The sequence below is a fragment of the Pseudomonas sp. A-1 genome, assembly GCF_004801855.1.
Taxonomy (GTDB): Bacteria; Pseudomonadota; Gammaproteobacteria; order Pseudomonadales; family Pseudomonadaceae; genus Geopseudomonas.
The window spans coordinates 40,294-57,003 of record NZ_SSTC01000025.1 but is presented as its reverse complement, the minus strand read 5'-3'; the positions used below and the strand labels follow the sequence as shown (position 1 = coordinate 57,003).

General features: G+C 68.1%; 16 protein-coding genes. 8 read left to right on the top strand and 8 right to left on the bottom strand.

Annotation, left to right across the window (positions count from 1 at the left end; genetic code table 11):
- Positions 1-218: 218 nt before the first annotated feature.
- Both fdxA and mutS read right to left on the bottom strand, forming a co-directional pair.
- The gene (fdxA, locus tag E5198_RS07935) at positions 219-542 is read right to left on the bottom strand and encodes a ferredoxin FdxA (protein ID WP_136489457.1); all 324 of its coding nucleotides are present in this window, start codon (positions 540-542) and stop codon (positions 219-221) included.
- A gap of 78 nt (positions 543-620) precedes the next feature.
- A complete protein-coding gene (gene mutS / locus E5198_RS07930; protein ID WP_178084052.1) occupies positions 621-3,200 on the bottom strand; it encodes a DNA mismatch repair protein MutS in 2,580 nt (859 codons plus the stop codon).
- A gap of 74 nt (positions 3,201-3,274) precedes the next feature.
- Here mutS and E5198_RS07925 point away from each other — a divergent pair, with 74 nt between their 5' ends.
- From E5198_RS07925 to recX, 3 genes are all read left to right on the top strand, one after another.
- Positions 3,275-3,775, top strand: a complete 501-nt coding sequence (locus tag E5198_RS07925; protein WP_136489456.1) for a CinA family protein — start codon at positions 3,275-3,277, stop codon at positions 3,773-3,775.
- A gap of 85 nt (positions 3,776-3,860) precedes the next feature.
- On the top strand, positions 3,861-4,910 hold the full coding sequence (gene recA / locus E5198_RS07920; protein WP_136489455.1) for a recombinase RecA: 1,050 nt from the start codon (positions 3,861-3,863) through the stop codon (positions 4,908-4,910).
- A 6-nt stretch (positions 4,911-4,916) separates the two neighbouring features.
- Positions 4,917-5,378, top strand: coding sequence for a recombination regulator RecX (gene recX, locus E5198_RS07915; protein WP_136489454.1), 462 nt, complete (start codon positions 4,917-4,919; stop codon positions 5,376-5,378).
- A gap of 70 nt (positions 5,379-5,448) precedes the next feature.
- Here the strand turns inward: recX and E5198_RS07910 are convergent, their stop codons facing one another.
- Together E5198_RS07910 and E5198_RS07905 are read right to left on the bottom strand one after the other, a co-directional pair.
- The gene (locus tag E5198_RS07910; RefSeq protein WP_136489453.1) at positions 5,449-6,543 is read right to left on the bottom strand and encodes an LOG family protein; all 1,095 of its coding nucleotides are present in this window, start codon (positions 6,541-6,543) and stop codon (positions 5,449-5,451) included.
- Between the two features lie 27 nt (positions 6,544-6,570).
- Positions 6,571-7,974, bottom strand: a complete 1,404-nt coding sequence (locus tag E5198_RS07905) for an MBL fold metallo-hydrolase RNA specificity domain-containing protein (protein WP_136489452.1) — start codon at positions 7,972-7,974, stop codon at positions 6,571-6,573.
- A gap of 122 nt (positions 7,975-8,096) precedes the next feature.
- Here E5198_RS07905 and E5198_RS07900 point away from each other — a divergent pair, with 122 nt between their 5' ends.
- Positions 8,097-10,502, top strand: a complete 2,406-nt coding sequence (locus E5198_RS07900) for a xylulose 5-phosphate 3-epimerase (protein WP_136489451.1) — start codon at positions 8,097-8,099, stop codon at positions 10,500-10,502.
- A gap of 52 nt (positions 10,503-10,554) precedes the next feature.
- On the opposite strand, the gene E5198_RS07895 is transcribed toward E5198_RS07900, so the two are convergent.
- Positions 10,555-10,959 (bottom strand): quorum-sensing-regulated virulence factor family protein, encoded by a 405-nt coding sequence (locus E5198_RS07895; RefSeq protein ID WP_136489450.1) that lies wholly within the window; start codon positions 10,957-10,959, stop codon positions 10,555-10,557.
- A gap of 195 nt (positions 10,960-11,154) precedes the next feature.
- Between E5198_RS07895 and E5198_RS07890 the strand changes: the two genes are divergently transcribed.
- On the top strand, positions 11,155-11,868 hold the full coding sequence (locus E5198_RS07890; RefSeq protein WP_136489449.1) for a tRNA-uridine aminocarboxypropyltransferase: 714 nt from the start codon (positions 11,155-11,157) through the stop codon (positions 11,866-11,868).
- On the opposite strand, the gene E5198_RS07885 is transcribed toward E5198_RS07890, so the two are convergent.
- On the bottom strand, positions 11,841-12,746 hold the full coding sequence (locus tag E5198_RS07885) for a DMT family transporter (protein WP_136489448.1): 906 nt from the start codon (positions 12,744-12,746) through the stop codon (positions 11,841-11,843). The two genes, E5198_RS07890 and E5198_RS07885, sit on opposite strands and share 28 nt — an antisense overlap.
- A gap of 192 nt (positions 12,747-12,938) precedes the next feature.
- Between E5198_RS07885 and erdR the strand changes: the two genes are divergently transcribed.
- Positions 12,939-13,589 (top strand): response regulator transcription factor ErdR, encoded by a 651-nt coding sequence (gene erdR, locus E5198_RS07880; protein WP_136489447.1) that lies wholly within the window; start codon positions 12,939-12,941, stop codon positions 13,587-13,589.
- A 68-nt stretch (positions 13,590-13,657) separates the two neighbouring features.
- A complete protein-coding gene (locus tag E5198_RS07875; RefSeq protein ID WP_136489446.1) occupies positions 13,658-14,026 on the top strand; it encodes a diacylglycerol kinase in 369 nt (122 codons plus the stop codon).
- Positions 14,027-14,042: 16 nt separating this feature from the next.
- Here E5198_RS07875 and E5198_RS07870 read toward each other — a convergent pair whose 3' ends face one another.
- Positions 14,043-14,969, bottom strand: a complete 927-nt coding sequence (locus E5198_RS07870; RefSeq protein WP_136489445.1) for a LysR family transcriptional regulator — start codon at positions 14,967-14,969, stop codon at positions 14,043-14,045.
- A gap of 122 nt (positions 14,970-15,091) precedes the next feature.
- Between E5198_RS07870 and fpr the strand changes: the two genes are divergently transcribed.
- Positions 15,092-15,868: a ferredoxin-NADP reductase gene (gene fpr / locus E5198_RS07865; protein WP_136489444.1), complete on the top strand. Its 777-nt coding sequence runs from the start codon at positions 15,092-15,094 to the stop codon at positions 15,866-15,868.
- A 116-nt stretch (positions 15,869-15,984) separates the two neighbouring features.
- On the opposite strand, the gene tsaA is transcribed toward fpr, so the two are convergent.
- A complete protein-coding gene (gene tsaA / locus E5198_RS07860; protein ID WP_136489443.1) occupies positions 15,985-16,683 on the bottom strand; it encodes a tRNA (N6-threonylcarbamoyladenosine(37)-N6)-methyltransferase TrmO in 699 nt (232 codons plus the stop codon).
- Positions 16,684-16,710 lie beyond the last annotated feature (27 nt).

Genomic DNA, 16,710 nt, shown 5'->3' with positions numbered 1-16,710 from the left:
CTTCCCCATGTGAGAGTAGGTCATCGTCAAGCACCTACACAGAAACCCCGACCAGCCACGCTGGTCGGGGTTTCGTCATTCGTGGCTGGAAAAAGTCGAGTCGCTCAAGCGCTTGAGGTTTCCGGCCTGCTCGGCCAGGAAGGTGCGACGACCTTTCCTGCAGGCGTAAAAAAGCCCCGAACAGGTCGGGGCTTGGCTGGCAGCGGAGGCTCGCTGGCTCAGCGCTCCAGATACTGCAGCTTGTCCTTCACGCCATCCCACTCTTCGGCATCGGACAGGGCGTCCTTCTTCTCGGTGATGTTCGGCCAGACTTCTGCGAGGTCGCGGTTCAGCTCGATGAACTCTTGCTGGTCTTCCGGCACCTCGTCTTCGGAGAAGATGGCTTGGGCCGGGCACTCGGGCTCACACAGCGCGCAATCGATGCACTCGTCCGGGTGGATCACCAGGAAGTTCGGGCCTTCGTAGAAGCAGTCCACCGGGCAGACTTCCACGCAGTCGGTGTACTTGCACTTGATGCAGTTGTCGGTAACGACGAAGGTCATATTCTTTTATCTCCTCAGACGGGCAGGCGCCAGCCACGGCATGGCGCGCGGGATTCTAGCAGCTCGGTATCTGCTTCGTTATATCTGGGTCTTCCAAGCATATATCAGCTCAAGGGCCTGACGCGGGGTCAGGTCATCCGGGCTGAGCTGCTCGAGTTTTTCCAGCAGCGGATGGGGCTGCATGGCGAACAGATCGGGTTGGATAGGTACATCCTTGCGCGCCCTCTTGCTGGGAGCGGCTGCCGGCTCGTGGGGCAGACTGGTCTGCTCGAGGCGGGCCAGGTGTTCGCGGGCGCGGGTGATCACCGGATCCGGCACCCCGGCCAGTTGCGCGACCGCCAGACCGTAGCTCTGGCTGGCCGGTCCCGGTAGCACGTGGTGGAGGAACACGATGCGCTCCTTGTGCTCGGCAGCGTCCAGATGCACGTTGGCCACCACCGGTTCGCTCTCCGGCAACACGGTCAGCTCGAAGTAGTGGGTGGCGAACAGGGTGAAGGCGCGCAGGCGGGCCAGGTGTTCGGCTGCGGCCCAGGCCAGCGACAGACCGTCGAAGGTGCTGGTGCCGCGACCGACCTCGTCCATCAGCACCAGGCTGCGGTCGCTGGCGTTGTGCAGGATGCTGGCGGTCTCGCTCATCTCGACCATGAAGGTCGAGCGTCCGCCGGCGAGGTCGTCGCTGGAGCCGATGCGGGTGAAGATGCGGTCGACCAGCGACAGCTCGCAGGCCTGTGCTGGCACATAGCTGCCGATATGGGCGAGCAGCACGATCAACGCGGTCTGGCGCATGTAGGTGGACTTGCCGCCCATGTTCGGACCGGTGATGACCAGCATGCGGGTGGCGTCGTCTAGGCTGACGTCGTTGGCGACGAAGGGGGTGCTCAGCACCTGCTCGACCACCGGATGGCGACCCTGGGTGATGCGCAGGCAGGGCTCGTCGACGAACATCGGGCAGTTCAAGTCGAGGTTCAAGGCGCGCTCGGCCAGGTTGCTCAGCACGTCCAGCTCGGCCAGTGCCGCGGCGGTATCCTGCAGCGGCGCCAACTGGCCGATCAGGGTTTCGATCAGTTCGTCGTAGAGCAGCTTCTCGCGGGCCAGGGCGCGGCTCTTGGCCGACAGTGCCTTGTCCTCGAAGGCCTTGAGTTCGGGGGTGATGAAGCGCTCGGCACCCTTGAGGGTCTGGCGGCGGATGTAGTCGGCCGGCGCCTGCTCGGCCTGCACGCGCGGCAGCTCGATGTAGTAGCCGTGGATACGGTTGTAGCCGACCTTGAGGTTGGGCAGGCCGGTGCGCGCCTTCTCGCGCGCCTCCAGGTCCATCAGGTACTGGCCGGCGTTCTCGCTGAGCAACTGCAGCTCGTCCAGTTCGGCGTCGTAGCCGCGCTTGATCACCCCGCCGTCGCGAATCACCGCTGGCGGGTTGTCGATGATCGCCCTGGCCAGCAGTTCGGCCAGTTCGGGGTAGGTGCGGATGCTGCCGGCCAGCTCCTGCAGGCGTGGCGCTGCCAGCTCCGCCATGTGCTGCTGCAGGTCGGGAAGGGCGGCCAGGGCGTCGCGCAGGCGCGCCAGGTCTCGTGGGCGGGCGCTGCGCAGGCCGATGCGGGCGAGGATGCGCTCGACGTCGCCGATGTCCTTGAGGCGCGGCTGCAGGTTCTCGTAGCGGTAGTCGTCGAGCAGGCAGCCGATGGCCTGCTGGCGGCCTTCGAGGATGGCCCGACCGCGCAGCGGACGGTTCAGCCAGCGGCACAGCAGGCGGCTGCCCATGGCGGTCATGCAGCGATCGACCACGCTCTGCAGGGTGTTGTCGCGCCCGCCGGCCAGATTGGTGTCCAGCTCGAGGTTGCGTCGACTGGCGGCGTCGAGGATCACCGCATCGTCGAGGCGTTCGTGGCGCAGGCTGCGCAGGTGCGGCAGGGCGCTGCGCTGGGTCTCGCGCGCATACAGCAGCAGGCAGCCGGCCGCGCCTATGGCCAGGGTCAGTCCTTGGCAGCCGAAACCGTTGAGATCCTGGGTGCCGAACTGCTGGCACAGTGCCTTGAGGCCGGTGGCGCGGTCGAAGTCCCAGGGTGCGCGGCGGCGCACGCCCGGGCGCTTCTCCGCCGGCAGGCCGCTCGGCCAGTCGTCGGGGATCAGCAGCTCGGCGGGGTTGAGGCGCTCCAGCTCGGCGAGCAGCGCTTCCCAGCCCTTGATCTCCTGCACGCTGAAGCGTCCGCTGGTGATGTCCAGCACGGCGAGGCCGAACAGGCGCTCGTCGCCGAGCAGGGCGCCCAGCAGGTTGTCGCGGCGTTCGTCGAGCAGGGCCTCGTCGCTGACCGTGCCGGGGGTGATGATGCGTACCACCTGGCGCTCCACGGGGCCCTTGCTGGTAGCCGGATCGCCGATCTGTTCACAGATCGCCACCGACTCGCCCAGCTTGACCAGGCGGGCCAGGTATCCTTCGGCGGAATGGAAGGGAATGCCGGCCATCGGTATCGGCTGGCCCGCCGACTGGCCGCGCGCGGTCAGGGTGATGTCGAGCAGCCTGGCGGCCTTCTGTGCGTCGGCGTAGAAGAGCTCGTAGAAGTCGCCCATGCGGTAGAACAGCAACTGCTCGGGATGCTGCTGCTTGATCTTCAGGTACTGCTGCATCATCGGCGTGTGGGCGGAAAAATCGCTGTTGCTCATCGCTGTCCGGCTTCAGGTCGAAAAAGCGTCTAGTGTACGGTATCGCCCCGACAGGCTTAACCCCGGAGACATCCATGGATCGCATCACCGCTCTGGCCGGTGAGCTGGGCGAGGCGCTGCGCCAGCGCCAGCTGCAGGTCACCACCGCAGAGTCGTGCACCGGCGGCGGCATCGCCGAGGCCATCACCCGCATCGCCGGCAGTTCGCAGTGGTTCGAGGTCGGCTATGTCACCTACTCCAACCGGCAGAAGAACCTGCTGCTGGGCGTGCCGGAAGCACTGTTCGCCATGCAGGGCGCGGTCAGTCGCGAGGTGGTCGAGGCCATGGCCCGTGGTGCCTGCGCGCGCAGCGGCGCCTCGCTGGCGGTGGCGGTCAGCGGCATCGCCGGCCCCGACGGCGGCACGCCGGACAAGCCCGTGGGTACCGTGTGGCTGGCATGGCTGGCGGGCGGCGAGGTATTCAGCTGTCGTCGCTGCTTCGCCGGCGACCGCCTGTCGGTGCGCGAGCAGACCGTGCTGCTGGCCCTGCAGGGCTTGTTGCGACTGGCGGCAGGGGAAAATCCCGTCGAGGGGTAGGCGGGTGCCCTACCCTATGGAATAATACTGGCTAATTATACAGTTTATCGTGGCCGGCTGGCCGCTCCGAAACGAGAGGACTTCAATGGACGAGAACAAGAAGCGTGCCCTGGCCGCGGCCCTGGGACAGATCGAGCGCCAGTTCGGCAAGGGCGCGGTCATGCGCATGGGCGACCACGAGCGGCTGGCGGTGCCGGCCATCTCCACCGGCTCGCTGGGCCTCGATATCGCCCTCGGCATCGGCGGCCTGCCCAAGGGGCGGATCGTCGAGATCTACGGCCCGGAATCCTCGGGCAAGACCACCCTGACCCTGTCGGTGATCGCCGAGGCGCAGAAGCAGGGCGCCACCTGTGCCTTCGTCGACGCCGAGCACGCACTGGATCCCGACTACGCCGCCAAGCTCGGCGTCAACGTCGACGACCTGCTGGTTTCGCAGCCGGACACCGGCGAGCAGGCCCTGGAGATCACCGACATGCTGGTGCGCTCCAATGCGGTCGACGTGGTCATCGTCGACTCCGTGGCCGCCCTGGTGCCCAAGGCGGAGATCGAGGGCGAGATGGGCGACCAGCACGTCGGCCTGCAGGCCCGCCTGATGTCCCAGGCCCTGCGCAAGATCACCGGCAACATCAAGAACGCCAACTGCCTGGTGATCTTCATCAACCAGATCCGCATGAAGATCGGGGTGATGTTCGGCAATCCGGAAACCACCACCGGCGGCAACGCGCTGAAGTTCTACGCCTCTGTACGTCTGGACATCCGCCGTACCGGCTCGGTCAAGGAAGGCGACGAGGTGATCGGCAACGAGACCCGCGTCAAGGTGGTGAAGAACAAGATGGCCCCGCCGTTCCGCCAGGCCGAGTTCCAGATCCTCTACGGCAAGGGCATCTATCGCACCGGCGAGATCATCGATCTCGGCGTGCAGCAGGGCCTGATCGAGAAGTCCGGTGCCTGGTACAGCTACCAGGGCAACAAGATCGGTCAGGGCAAGGCCAACGCCGCGCGCTTCCTCGAGGACAATGCCGAGGTGCGCGAGACCATCGAGAGCACCATTCGCGCGCAGTTGCTCAGCCAGCCGGGGGCGCTCAAGGCAGCCACGGCCAGCGAGGCAGACGCCGACGCGGAAGTGGACATCTAAGGCGGCATGCCGGTGGTGCTCGATACTCCCGCCGCAGTAAGGCGGGCGGCCATGGATCTGCTGGCCCGCCGCGAGCACGGCCGCGCTGAACTGGCCCGCAAGCTGCGTCAGCGCGGCGCGGCTGGCGAGATGATCGACGCCGAACTCGAGCGGTTGGCCGAGGAGGGCCTGCTCAGCGACCAGCGTTTCCTCGAGTGCTTCATCCGCAGCCGGGCGAACGCCGGCTATGGGCCGCTGCGCATCCGCGATGAGCTGGGCCAGCGCGGCTTGCCGCGCTCAGCCGTGGAGCGTGCGCTGGCCGACAGCGGCATCGACTGGGCGGACAACCTGCGCCAGCTGTGGCGACGGCGCTTCGCCGGCCTGCCGCAGGATGCCCGCGAGCGGGCCAAGCAGGGGCGCTTCCTGCTGCAGCGGGGGTTTGCCCTGGAGGGGGTTAATCGCCTGCTGCGCGGCGGTAGCGACGAGTAGCTCGGACCGGGCCAAAGACAACGCCCGCACCGGGTAACCGGTGCGGGCGTTGTCGTTTGCTGGGGCGGGCTCAGTCGTTGTAACGCGGCAGCTCGCGCTGCCAGTTCTCCGGCTGGTTGATGAAGTTGATCAGTTCGCGCAGGCGGCCGTGGTCGCGGCCGTTGAAGCGGAAGGCCAGGCGGATCAGCTTGCAGAACTCCGGCTCGTCCTGCTCCAGCTCGCAGTAGGGCTGCTGATGGAAGCCACCCTCCAGGCACAGGTCACTGAACTCGTCGTGCAGGTAGGCCAGGGCATGGGCGTTGAGCGGGCGGTTCATGCGGATGGCGAACAGCCCCTTGAGCCAGCGGCTGGAGTGGTAGTTGCGGTAGAAGTGGGTGATCTCCACCACCGCCTCCTCGGCGCTGGTGACCAGCTTCAGCAGGTGCATGTCGCTGGGCAGGATGTAGCCGTTCTCCTCCAGCTGTTCGCGGATGAAGTGCAGGGCGTCCTTCCAGTAGCGGCCCTCCGGCACGTCGAGCAGCACCACCGGCACGATCGGGCTCTTGCCGGTCTGGATCAGGGTCAGTACCTCCAGCGCCTCGTCGAGGGTGCCGAAGCCGCCGGGGCAGAGCACCAGGGCGTCGGCCTCCTTGACGAAGAACAGCTTGCGCAGGAAGAAGAAGTGGAACGGCAGCAGGTTGCCGGTGTCGTGCACCACATCGTTGGCCCGCTGTTCGAACGGCAGGCTGATGTTGAAGCCGAGGCTGTGCTCGAGTCCCGCGCCCTCGTGGGCGGCGGCCATGATGCCGCCGCCGGCGCCGGTCACGGTCATCAGCTCGTGGTGGGCCAGCAGGCGGCCGAGGTCGCGGGCCAGCAGATAGAGCGGGTGGTCCGGCTGGGTGCGGGCCGAGCCGAACACCGTGACCTTGCGCCGCCGCTTGAACTGCTCAAGGACGCTGAAGGCGTTCTCCATCTCGCGCAGCGTCTGCATCATGATCTTGGCGTCCCAGCGATTGCGGTCGGCCTCGGCCATGCGCACCACGGTCATCAGCATCTCGCGGTACAGCGACTGGTTGGGACTTCCGGGGGGCACGCTGAGGCTGACGAGTTCGTCGACCTTCAGGCCGACATCGATGCCGCTGGTCTGGAAGTGTCTCGACAGGTAGTCATCCGACTCATAAGGCATGTGATTACTCCTTGTTGTTGTGGACCGCTACAGCGCGATCTGCTCACCCGGTTCCGGGATGTTGGCAGTCCACTGCAGGCGATCGTGCAGTGCCTGTTGCAGCACCTTCATCTTTTCCAGTTCGCCATGGACCAAATATAGCTCCGGTCGGTGATCGAAGTGTTTCACCCAGTCGAGCAGCTGCGATTGTCCGGCATGGGCCGAGAAGCCACCCAGGGTGTGCACCTGGGCCTTGACCGCAATGCGCTGGCGCAGCACGCGCACGGTGGGTGCGCCGTCGACGATGGTCCGGCCCAGGGTGCCCTTGGCCTGGAAGCCGGGGAACACGATATGGCACTCCTTGCGCCACAGGTTGTGCTTGAGATGGTGGACGATGCGTCCGCCGTTGCACATGCCGCTGCCGGCGATGATGATCGCGCCGCTCTGGATACGGTTGATCGCCATCGAGTCCTCCGCCCGCGGCGTGCAGCGCAGGATCGGCAGCCAGTCCTCGACCTTGGTCACGTCGTGGCTGCGCAGCAGTTCGCGGTCCTTGGGGTCGAACTGCGCGTGGAAGCGGTGGTAGATGGCATTGGCCTGGATCGCCATCGGACTGTCGAGGAACACCGCCTGCTGCGGCAGGCGGCCCTGCTGGTAGAAGCGGCCGAGGTGGAAGATCAGATCCTGGGTGCGGCCGACGGCGAAGGCGGGGATCAGCACGTTGCCGCCGTCGCGGTGGGCCTGCTGGAGGATGTCGGCCAGTTCGTCGAGGGTGGCCTCGTCGCAGCGGTGGTCGCGGTCGCCGTAGGTCGATTCCATCAGCACCACGTCGGCCTCGCCGAGCGGGGTCGGGTCGCGCATCAGCGGCGTGCAGGTGTTGCCCAGGTCGCCGGAGAACACCAGGCGGCGGGTCAACTGGTGGTCATGGACCTCCATCTCGACGATGGCCGAGCCGAGGATGTGCCCGGCGTCGTGGAAGGTCACCGCGATGCCGCGCGCCACCTCCACCCGCTGGCCGTAGACCACCGGGCGGCGCAGCTTGAGCGCCTGCTCGGCGTCGGCCTCGGTGTACAGCGGCACCACCGGCTCGCGGCCGAGGCGTGCCCGCCACTTGTTTTCCCACTCGGCGTCGCTTTCCTGGATGTGCGCCGAGTCCATCAGCATCAGCTGCAGCAGCTCGCAGGTCGCGTCGGTGGCGTAGATTGGCCCGCGGTAGCCCTTGGCCGCCAGACGCGGCAGCAGGCCGCTGTGGTCGATGTGGGCGTGGGAGATCACCACAGCATCGAGGCTCTTCGGGTCGAAGGCAAAGGGTTCGCTGTTGCGCGACTCCTCCTCGCGGCGGCCTTGGTGCATGCCGCACTCCAGCAGCACCCGGGCACCGTCGCGGGTCTCGATCAGGTAGCAGGATCCGGTGACTTCCTGGATGGCACCGATGAAGGTGAGAAGGGCCATGTGATCTCCTGGTTCCGATTGTCGCGCCCGCCTGCCGGCGCGGGCGGGTCCTTGATGCAAGTCAGCCGCTGGGGGGCTTGTGGTTCTAGACTACTCCCAACCCCATCCCGGAGTCTTGCCCCATGAGTCAGCTTTTGCCCTGCGCCGAGGAGCTGCAGGCCCATGCCCTGGCGGAGCCGAGCTTCGCCGAGTGGGCTCGGGGCTGTGGCCCGCTGCAGCACACCGCGGCCACCCAGGCAGCGGTGTTCCGCCTGGCCCATCGCCTCGTGCAGTCCGGCTGCCAGCCGGACCTTGCCAGCGTCTATCGCCTGCTGCAGGCGCTCGACCGCCTGACCTGCACCGGCCTGTGGCTGGTGGCGCACATGACCTACGCACGCCGGGTGCGCCTGGATGGCGCCGAACTCGAGGCCGACGACTTCAAGGCCCGTCCGGAGGGGCATACCGGTGGGGCGCTGAACATGGTGCCGGCCTATGCCGGCTACCTGGCGTTGAATGCGCTGACCGGCGAGACCCGCGCCTGGGCCATGGGCCAGGGCCACTGCGTGGCGGCCATCGAGGCGCTCAACGTGCTCACCGGTAACCTGCACCCGGAACAGGCGGCGCGCTATGGTCACGACGAGGCCGGACTGAGTTGCCTGGTCGCCGACTTTTACAGCTACGCCCAGGCTCCCGACGGCCTGCCCGGCGTGCCGCTGGGCAGCCACGTCACCCCGCACACCGCCGGGGGCATCGCCGAGGGCGGCTACCTCGGCTTTGCCGAGCTGCAGTATGCCCACCAGCCGCTGCCGGGCGAGACCCTGGTGGCCTTCCTCTCCGACGGCGCCGCCGAGGAGCAGCGCGGCAGCGACTGGATGCCGCGCTGGTGGCGTGCCGAGGACTGCGGCGTGGCCCTGCCGGTGCTGATCGCCAACGGCCGGCGCATCGAGCAGCGCACCGAGCTGGGCACCGCCGAGGGACTGGCCGCCTTCGTCGAGCACCTGCGCCGCTGTGGCTTCGATCCGCTGCGCTTCGATGGCCGCGATCCGGCCGCCTTCGTCTGCACCCTGCACGAGATGGAGCGCCATCTGGGGAACCGGGTCGAGGAGCTGCAGCGCGGCATCCTCCAGTACCCCTTGCCGATCCCTTTCGCCATCGCCGAGACGGTCAAGGGGTTCGGCTTCCACGGCGCTGGCGAGAATGCCGCGCACAATCTGCCGCTGCCGGGCAACCCGCATACCGATGTCGAGGCGCGCCGCTTGTTCAACGCCAGCGCCGCGGCCCTGTGGGTGGCGCCGGACGAGCTGCGCCGGGCACTGGACTGTTTCGCCGCCCTGCGTCCGGGACGCGCGCTGGAGCGCGATCACCCGCTGGCGGTACGCCGGCCGGTGCTGCCGCAGCTCCCCGAGCTGCATTTCCACGACCGGGACTGCTCGCCAATGAGCGCCATCGATCGCTTCTTTGTCGACCTGACGGCGGCCAACCCGCAGTTGCGCCCGCGCGTCGGCAATCCCGACGAGCTGGCCAGCAATCGCCTGCACGGCGTGCTGCAGGCGCTCAGGCACCGGGTCTGCGTGCCGGAGGCCGACGACGAGGCGGTGGACGGCCGGATCATCACCGTGCTCAACGAGGAAGCCGTGGTGTCGGCCTGCCTGGCCAACCAGGGCGGCCTGAACCTGGTGGCCAGCTACGAGGCGTTCTGCGTGAAGATGCTCGGCGCAGTGCGCCAGACCCTGATCTTCGCCCGCCAGCAGACGGAGGCCGGTCGCCCCGCCGGCTGGCTGGGCTGGCCGCTGGTTGCCACCTCGCATACCTGGGAGAACGGCAAGAACCAGCAGTCGCACCAGGACACCACCTTCTGCGAGGCACTGCTGGGGGAGATGGGTGACACGGTGCGCGTGCTGTTCCCGGCCGACCACAACAGCACCCTGGCGCTGCTGCCGCAGATCTACCAGACGCGCGGCCGGCTGGCCTGCCTGGTGGTGCCCAAGCGCGAGCGGCCCTGCGTGTTCGACGCCGCCCAGGCGCAGCGACTGGCTCGCGACGGGGCCTGCGTGGTGGCCGAGCGGGCGGGCAGCGAGCCGCTGCTGCTGATCGCCAACGGCAGCTACCAGCTCGCCGAGATGCGCCGCGCCGCTGCCCGGCTGGCCGAGGCCGGCTATGCCTACCGGCTGGTCTACCTGCAGGAACCGGGGCGCTTCCGTGCCCCCCGTGACCTGCTGGAGCAGCAGACGGTCGCCGACGAGGCGCTGCGTGAGCGGCTGTTCCCTGCCGCCATGGCGCGCCGCGTGCTGCTCACCCACATGCGCCCGGAGGTGGCCCGCGGCCACCTGTGGCTGCTGCTGCCGGATGCCTGCCGGAGCGCGGTACTGGGCTACCGCAACCGCGGCGGCACCCTCGACGAGGCGGGCATGCTGTTCGCCAACCGCGCCTGCTGGGCCAACGTGGTGGCCGCCTGTGCGCAACTGATGGACGTACCGCGCACTGCGCTGCTGACCGCCGACGAGGCGGCCGCGCTGGCCGGCAAGGGCGATCCTGCCGTGCTGCGCTGACGAGAAAGACCCGCCGCCGGAGCCGGGGCGGGCCTTTCTCGGTGGTGCCGGATTACTTCTTCAGTCCGCAGTCGGCGGCGCGGAAGCGCTCGGTGGTCACCGGGCGATTGCTCCTGTGCTCGCTGAAGTCATAGATCAGCACTGCGCCCTTGCCGAGCAACTGGCGGTAGCCGGGGTTCCGGCAGACGCTGGCGCGCAGCTGCTGGCGGACGGCGTCGGGATTGCTGCGCATCTCGGCGGCGTGGCTGGGGCGCACGCTGAGGTGATTGATCAGCTGGTTGCCCTCGGTGGTGTAGCCCTGGTCGAGGATGTCGGCGTTGATCGCCCGCGGAGTGCCGACGCTGCTCTGCCGGGCGACGTCCTCGAGCAGCTTGCCCAGTTCGTGGTCCTGCAGCGAGGCGGCGTGGGCGGCGGAGGCGGCCAGCAGGACGGCCAGCAGGACGTGAATACGGCGCATGGGGATTCTCCTGGGAAACTGAGCCTTCGACCCGTGCTGGCGCAGCGGGTTCGCAGGGCGTCCATCATACGCCCTGCGCTGGAGCCGGCGGGCGCGTCTGCTAGACTGCCGCGCCCGTTGGAACGCTGCCCTTGGAGTTGCCATGCCGTCATCCGCCCGTCGCGCCCCGACCACCGCCGTCTGCCGGGGTGCTCGATGAGCAACAGCGTCGCCCGCCTGCGCGCCGAGCGCCTCGCCCGCAGCGCCAAGCCCTTCGTCGCCCGCGGCTCGCGCATGCCGCGCTGTCCCGCCTGCCGCCTGGCGCAGAGCCACTGCATGTGCGCCTGGCGCCCGCAGGTGGCCGCGCGCAGCGGGGTGTGCCTGCTGATGCACGACATCGAGGCGCTCAAGCCGAGCAACACCGGCTGGCTGATCGCCGACGTGCTGGTCGACAACAGCGCCTTCGGCTGGTCGCGCATCGAGGTGGATCCGCGTCTGCTGGCGCTGCTCGACGATCCGCAGTGGCAGCCCTACGTGGTGTTTCCCGGCGAGTACGCCGCACCCGAGCGGGTGGTGCAGACGGTCGAGCCACAGTCCGGCCGGCGCCCGCTGTTCATCCTGCTCGACGCGACCTGGACCGAGGCGCGCAAGATGTTCCGCAAGAGTCCCTACCTGGACCGCTTCCCGGTGCTCAGCCTGACCCCGGAGCAGCAGTCGCGCTATCGGCTGCGCCGCTCGACCCGCGGCGAGCACCTGTGCACCGCCGAGGTGGCGGCGCTCTGCCTGGAACTGGCTGGCGACCGCGAGGCCGCCGAGGCGCTGGATGCCTATCTCGACGTGTTCAGCGAACGCTACCTGAGCTTCAAGCGCCACCTGCCGCTGGACGAGGGGAGTGCGGCGCATCAGCGCCTGCTGCCGTTCCGCGCCTGAACGACCGGCAGGCGCCGCGGCCACAGCTGGGCGACCAGCATGCCGGCGAGCATCAGCGCGCAGCCCAGATAGCCGCGCGGCGCCAGCGCCTCGTCGAGCAGCAGGGCGCCGGCGATGGCGGCGAACACCGCCTCCAGGGAGAGGATGATCGCCGCATGGGAGGCGATGGCGTGCTTCTGCGCCACCACCTGCAGGGTGTAGCCGATGCCCACCGAGACCAGGCCGCCGTAGAGGATCGCCGGCCCGGCGCGGCCGATGGCCTCGAGGTCGATGTCCTCGAACAGCACGGCCAGCAGCAGGCTGAGCAGCGCGCAGGTGAGGAACTGCAGGAAGGCGATGCGCACCGGGTCGTGGCGACCGGCCAGGGCGCCGACCAGCAGCACGTGCACGCCCCACACCAGGGCGCCGGCCAGCTGCAGCCAGTCGCCGGCGGCGATCCGGAAATCCGGGCCGATGCTCAGCAGCGCCATGCCGGCCACCGCCAGGCTGGCGCCCAGCCAGATGCCCAGGCCCGCGCGCTGGCCGAGCAGCAGGCCGAGCAGTGGCACGATGATCACGTACAGGCCGGTGATGAAGCCGGAGTTGGTCACGCTGGTGAACAGCAGGCCGACCTGCTGCAGGTTGATGCCGGCGGTCAGCGCCAGGCCGAGCAGCAGGCCGCCGAGCAGCAGGCTGCGATTCAGCGGCTCGCCGCCACCACCCGCGGGGCGGCGCAGCAGCAGCGGCAGCAGCACCAGGGCGCCGAGGGCGAAGCGCAGGCCGGAATAGAGGAAGGGGCCGATGGCGTCCATGCCCAGGCGCTGGGCAACGAAGGCGCTGCCCCAGATCAGGGCGGTCAGCAGCATCAGCAGATCGGCACGCAGGGCCTGGCCAGGCATGGGGTTCACCTCAGAAAAAAGGCGAAATTCTGCCCTGAAAGGGTAGAATTGGGGAGCCTGCATGAGCTCGGCTTGTCGCGCGAGCAAGTCCCTGAGGCTTTTCCGGGTATTTTTCTTGACCGTGCGGGGTGTGCTCGGCATCCTGAGCGCCGCTCGAGCCCCCGCCCGCTCAGAACAACAACAGGACTTATCATGGCCGCCTACGAAATACTGATTGCCGACGACCACCCGTTGTTCCGCAGCGCCCTGCAGCAGGCGTTGAGCATGGGACTGGGGGCCGAGGCGCATCTGGTGGAGGTGGCCAGCATCGCCGAACTGGAAGCGCGCCTGAACGAGAAGCGCGACTGGGATCTGGTCCTGCTCGACCTCAACATGCCCGGCGCCTACGGCTTCTCCGGGCTGGTCCTGCTGCGCGGCCAGTACCCGCACATTCCGGTGGTGATGGTCTCCGCTCAGGAGGAGGCCGCCGTGGTGCAGCGCTCGCGCGAGTTCGGCGCCAGCGGCTTCATTCCCAAGTCCAGCCCGCTGGAAACCATCCAGCAGGCCGTCCGCGCGGTGCTCGACGGCGACGCCTGGTGGCCGCCGCAGGTCGAGGAAGCCGCCGCCCTCTCCGACGAGGTGCGCGCCGCCAGCGAAGGTCTGGCCAGCCTCACCCCGCAGCAGTTCCGTGTGCTGACCATGGTCTGCGAAGGCCTGCTCAACAAGCAGATCGCCTACGAACTGAGCGTCTCCGAGGCCACGGTCAAGGCCCACGTCACCGCCATCTTCCGCAAGCTCGGCGTGCGCACCCGTACCCAGGCGGCGCTGCTGCTGCAGCAGATGGAGTCGATGCCGTCGAGCTGAGGCCGCTCTTAAGCTTCCGCCAAGGCGGGAATGACAGACTGGCGTCTTTTGCAACGGAACGCTCCATCATGCAGTCACCCTTCAAGGGCCGCACCGGCCTCAAGCGCATCCTCAACGCCGCCGGCTATTCCCGGGACGGCCTGTGTACCGCTTTCGCCGGCGAGGCGGCGTTCCGCCAGCTGGTGCTGCTCAACGCCGTGCTGGTGCCGCTGGCCTTCTTCCTCGACGTCAGCCGTGGCGAGCGCGCCGTGCTGGTGGCGGTGTGCCTGCTGGCGCTGATCGTCGAGCTGCTCAACTCGGCGGTGGAAGCCGCCATCGACCGCATCTCCCTCGAGCGCCATCCGCTGTCGAAGAACGCCAAGGACATGGGCAGCGCCGCCCAGTCGGTGGTGCTGGCCATGATCGCCCTGGTGTGGGGCATCGTCCTGCTCGGCTGAGCGTCGGGCGCGTAGCTCAGGGAATTTCCTGCAGGCGGATCTGATCGCTGCGCTGCGCGCCGGCGGTGAAGCTGCGGCACAGTTCGACGAACTCGCGCATGGCGCTGCTCTGGTATTTCTGCTTGTGCCAGATGAAGCTGAACTGGCGGCGCAGGTCCAGCTCCGGGGTTTCCACCGCCACCAGGCTGCCGCGGCGGAAGGCGTCGCGCAGCGCCAGGCGCGAGATGCAGCCGATGCCCAGGCCCGACTCCACGGCGCGCTTGATCGCCTCGGTATGCTCCAGCTCCAGGCGGATGTTCAGCGGCGTGGGGTGATGGCGCATGCCCTGGTCGAAGGTCAGCCGCGTGCCCGAGCCCTGCTCGCGGAGTATCCAGGCCTCGCGCACCAGCTCGTCCAGGCTCGCCGTGCGCCGCCGGGCAAGCAGATGCTGCGGCGCGCAGAACACCACCAGTTCGTCCTCCACCCAGGGCTGCACCTCGATGTCCGGATGCTGGCAGTCGCCCTCGATCAGGCCGAGATCGAGGCCGTGCTGGGCCACGCCCTGCACCACGTGGCTGGTGTTCTGCACATGCAGGCGTACCCGGCACTCGGGGTGCGCCTGCATGAAGCGGCCGATCAGCAGGGTGGCCAGGTAGTTGCCGATGGTCAGGGTGGCGCCCAGCTGCAGCGAGCCGAAGCCGATCTTGCCCTGCAGCAGTTGCTCGATCTCCTCGGCGCGGTCGAGCAGGGCCACTGCCTTGGGCAGCAACTGGCTGCCCAGCGCGCTGAGGGTCAGGCGCTTGCCGATGCGGTCGAACAGCGGGCTGTCATAGTGGCGCTCCAGTTCGGCGAGCGAGGTGCTGGCCGCCGACTGCGACAGGGCCAGCGACTCGGCGGCGCGCGACACGCTTTCCAGACGGGCGATAGCGACGAAGACCTGCAGTTGCCTGAGGGTGAAACGCATATCGATATAACCGATTAACAATATATTGATTATTCATTTAACGGATATCTTGCGCGACTATAGAATGCAGCGCAACACGGCCAGCCGGCCGTACTTACTTTCGCATCTGCAAGGAGTCATCCATGAGCAACCTGGTGAGCGAGCGCGTGATCAGCGTGCATCACTGGAACGATACCCTGTTCAGCTTCAAGACCACCCGCAATCAGGGACTGCGCTTCGAGAACGGCCAGTTCGTGATGATCGGTCTGGAAGTGGAGGGGCGTCCGCTCATGCGTGCCTACAGCATCGCCAGCCCCAACTACGAGGAGCACCTGGAGTTCTTCAGCATCAAGGTGCCGAACGGCCCGCTGACCTCGCGCCTGCAGCACCTGCAGCCGGGCGACGAGCTGATGGTCAGCCGCAAGCCCACCGGCACCCTGATCCTCGGCGATCTGCTGCCGGGCAAGCACCTGTACCTGTTCGGTACCGGCACCGGCCTGGCGCCGTTCATGAGCGTGATCCAGGATCCGGAAACCTACGAACGCTTCGACAAGGTGATCCTGGTCCACGGCGTGCGCTGGGTCAGCGAGCTGGCCTATGCCGACTTCATCACCCAGGAGCTGCCGCAGCACGAGTACTTCGGCGAGATGGTCCGCGAGAAGCTGATCTACTACCCGACCGTCACCCGCGAGCCGTTCCGCAACCAGGGCCGCATGACCGACCTGATGCGCAGCGGCAAGCTGTTCGCCGACATCGGCCTGCCGCCGATCAACCCGCAGGACGACCGCGCCATGCTCTGCGGCAGCCCGAGCATGCTCGACGAGACCAGCCAGGTGCTGGACAGCTTCGGCCTCAAGGTTTCCCCGCGCATGGGCGACCCGGGCGACTACCTGATCGAGCGCGCCTTCGTCGAAAAATAAGACGAACCGTGCAACGGAAAACGGCGGAGTCCCGGTGAGGGACTCCGCCGTTTTCGCTTATGGACGGCCGCTCAAGCAGCGCAGCGAGCAGCCAACGGTGCTGCGCATAGCGCACCCTACGCTTCGGCTCGCACCACCTCCAGCACCCGGATGCGCTCGGGGGCGGGGTAGTGCCAGCGCACCTGCAGGTCCCAGAAGCGCACCCCGTAGCGGCGCTCCGGCGTAGGCACCTGGTAGGCCGGACGCGGGTCCTGGGCCAGGCACTGCTCGATCAGCTCGACCACCGGTTCGCCCAGACGCAGCGCCTGCTCGCGGGCCTGGGCCAGGGCGCTAGCGCACCAGTCGACCGGGATCGCCGGCGGCGGCGCGTCGGCGATGGCGTTGCGGGCCTCGTCGACGATGTCGGCGTAGGGCACGTAGGGCTTGATGTCCAGCACCGGGGTGCCGTCCAGCAGGTCGATGCCGGACAGGTGCAGGCGGCCCGCCTCGACCCGCTCCAGTTTCACCACCGACTGGCCGATGCCGTTGGGGCGGTGGGTGGCGCGGGTGGCGAACACGCCCAGCGAGCGGTTGCCGCCCAGGCGTGGCGGGCGGACCTTGAGCCGCGGCCGGTCCTCCAGCGCCTGGTGGAAGAGGAACAGCAGCCAGACATGGCTGACCTGCTCCAGCCCGGCCACCGCGGAGCCATCGTCGAACGGCGGCACGAGTTCCAGCACGCCGCGGGCGGCCGGGGCCAGTTGCGGCTGGCGCGGGATGGCGAACTTTTCCTTGAAGCAGGAACGCAGGTAGCCGACGGGGCTGACGCTGTAGGACATGGCGGGGAGACCGGGGAGGCGACGGGG

Bases quoted from the DNA above. Each gene is read 5' to 3' on its own strand.
- fdxA (WP_136489457.1), bottom strand. From the start codon at position 542: ATGACCTTCGTCGTTACCGACAACTGCATCAAGTGCAAGTACACCGAC.
- mutS (WP_178084052.1), bottom strand. From the start codon at position 3,200: ATGAGCAACAGCGATTTTTCCGCCCACACGCCGATGATGCAGCAGTAC.
- E5198_RS07925 (WP_136489456.1), top strand. From the start codon at position 3,275: ATGGATCGCATCACCGCTCTGGCCGGTGAGCTGGGCGAGGCGCTGCGC.
- recA (WP_136489455.1), top strand. From the start codon at position 3,861: ATGGACGAGAACAAGAAGCGTGCCCTGGCCGCGGCCCTGGGACAGATC.
- recX (WP_136489454.1), top strand. From the start codon at position 4,917: ATGCCGGTGGTGCTCGATACTCCCGCCGCAGTAAGGCGGGCGGCCATG.
- E5198_RS07910 (WP_136489453.1), bottom strand. From the start codon at position 6,543: ATGCCTTATGAGTCGGATGACTACCTGTCGAGACACTTCCAGACCAGC.
- E5198_RS07905 (WP_136489452.1), bottom strand. From the start codon at position 7,974: ATGGCCCTTCTCACCTTCATCGGTGCCATCCAGGAAGTCACCGGATCC.
- E5198_RS07900 (WP_136489451.1), top strand. From the start codon at position 8,097: ATGAGTCAGCTTTTGCCCTGCGCCGAGGAGCTGCAGGCCCATGCCCTG.
- E5198_RS07895 (WP_136489450.1), bottom strand. From the start codon at position 10,959: ATGCGCCGTATTCACGTCCTGCTGGCCGTCCTGCTGGCCGCCTCCGCC.
- E5198_RS07890 (WP_136489449.1), top strand. From the start codon at position 11,155: ATGAGCAACAGCGTCGCCCGCCTGCGCGCCGAGCGCCTCGCCCGCAGC.
- E5198_RS07885 (WP_136489448.1), bottom strand. From the start codon at position 12,746: ATGCCTGGCCAGGCCCTGCGTGCCGATCTGCTGATGCTGCTGACCGCC.
- erdR (WP_136489447.1), top strand. From the start codon at position 12,939: ATGGCCGCCTACGAAATACTGATTGCCGACGACCACCCGTTGTTCCGC.
- E5198_RS07875 (WP_136489446.1), top strand. From the start codon at position 13,658: ATGCAGTCACCCTTCAAGGGCCGCACCGGCCTCAAGCGCATCCTCAAC.
- E5198_RS07870 (WP_136489445.1), bottom strand. From the start codon at position 14,969: ATGCGTTTCACCCTCAGGCAACTGCAGGTCTTCGTCGCTATCGCCCGT.
- fpr (WP_136489444.1), top strand. From the start codon at position 15,092: ATGAGCAACCTGGTGAGCGAGCGCGTGATCAGCGTGCATCACTGGAAC.
- tsaA (WP_136489443.1), bottom strand. From the start codon at position 16,683: ATGTCCTACAGCGTCAGCCCCGTCGGCTACCTGCGTTCCTGCTTCAAG.